This window comes from Prosthecobacter sp., assembly GCF_020439865.1.
Lineage (GTDB): Bacteria > Verrucomicrobiota > Verrucomicrobiia > Verrucomicrobiales > Verrucomicrobiaceae > Prosthecobacter.
The window spans coordinates 1-1,550 of sequence record NZ_JAGRPF010000229.1; the positions used below are offsets into that span (position 1 = coordinate 1).

Genomic DNA, 1,550 nt, shown 5'->3' on the forward strand with positions numbered 1-1,550 from the left:
CGCGGGAGAGCGTGCAGCTTTGGCAGAACTTCGCCGCAAACCGCAATTCCAAAAGCCGGCCTCCCGCGTTCCTCAGCACGCATCCGCTCGACTCCACCCGCATCGAAAGCCTTCGCGCCTTCATGCCGCGGGCGCTGGCGGAGTATCATTGAGCTCGGAGGGGTGCACACACGCCTCGGTGTGGCGCATCCCGCCAAGATTCGTCACGTTCTCCGCAAAAGAACGGCTGCTGCGTTGCTTGGCATGATTGCAGAAAGGGGTCAAAGTATGGCGTTGTGATCCCGCCCGAAACCCAGCGTGTGCTCGACTTTCTGGCCAGTACTTTGGCCTATCCTCACCTGCCTGCGGAGGTGAGAAGGCTGCAGACGCACGCGTCATGGTTGTTCATCGCGTCACCGTTCGTGTACAAGATGAAGAAGCCGGTGAACTTCGGCTTTCTGGATTTCTCCACGCTCGAGAAACGAAGGGAGGATTGCAAACGCGAAGTGGTGCTGAACCGTCGTCTGGCAGTTGGAGTGTATCTGGATGTGCTGCCGGTGTGTGACACGTCTGCCGGCCTGCGCTTGATCGAAGGCGGACCGCCGGTGGAGTGGTTGGTGCTGATGCGGGAGATGGATCAGGAGGGCTTTCTCAGCCACCGCCTGCGTCATGGCCACGTGACACGCGAGACGATCGATGCCATCGCCGCGTGTCTGCGTGAATTTTACCGCACGCAGCCACCGCTGCCCGCCTCTGAGGCGGCGCTCGCATGCCGGCGGGTGGCGGGATTCGTTCAGGACAATTTCACGTGCGCACGCAGGTTCATCGGACAGAGCGTGTCGTTGGCTGCGCTGGCGGCGATCGAACGATTCAGCACAGTGTTTGAGAACCACCATCGCGAGCTGCTGGCATCCCGCGCCGCCGATGGCTGGATTCGCGACTGCCACGGCGACCTGCATTGCGAACACATTCATCTCAGCGGAGCCGGCGTGCAGATCTACGACTGCATCGAGTTCAACACGGAGTTCCGGCACATCGACATTGCCTGCGATCTCGCGTTTCTCGCGATGGACCTGGACTTCTATGATCGCCCCGATCTGGCGCATCACCTGGTCGACGATTTCTCAAACGCCCTGGAAGACTCCTCACTGGAACGTCTGATGAACTTTCACAAGTGCTACCGGGCCTGCGTGCGCGGGAAGGTGGAAAGCCTGCACTCCGCCGGTGACACGGTTCCCGAAGACGAACGCGCCGCCAGCCTCGCGCTGGCGCGTCGTTACTTTCAACTCGCGCTGCGTTATGCCATCGGTGGATCACGGCCTAGCGTGTGGGTGTTCATGGGACGTGTCGCCTCCGGCAAGTCGACGCTGGCGGAAGCTGTAAGTCGTGAAACTGGCTGGCGCGTCGAGTCTTCCGACTGCTTGCGCAAAAACCTCGCGGGCGTGCCGCTCAACGAGCGTGGCACCGCCGCAGAGCGGGCGTTGCTCTACTCGAAGAAGATGACCCAACGCGTTTACGATGGTCTGCTGGATGCGGCGATGCAGGAAACGGCCAAAGGTCACAGCATCATC

1 protein-coding gene is annotated in these 1,550 nt (G+C 61.1%); it reads left to right on the forward strand.

The genetic code is table 11. The annotated features are described in order from the left end of the window. Positions 1-275: 275 nt before the first annotated feature. A partial coding sequence (locus KDL09_RS24260; RefSeq protein WP_294391215.1) for a hypothetical protein occupies positions 276-1,550 on the forward strand: 1,275 nt, incomplete at its 3' end.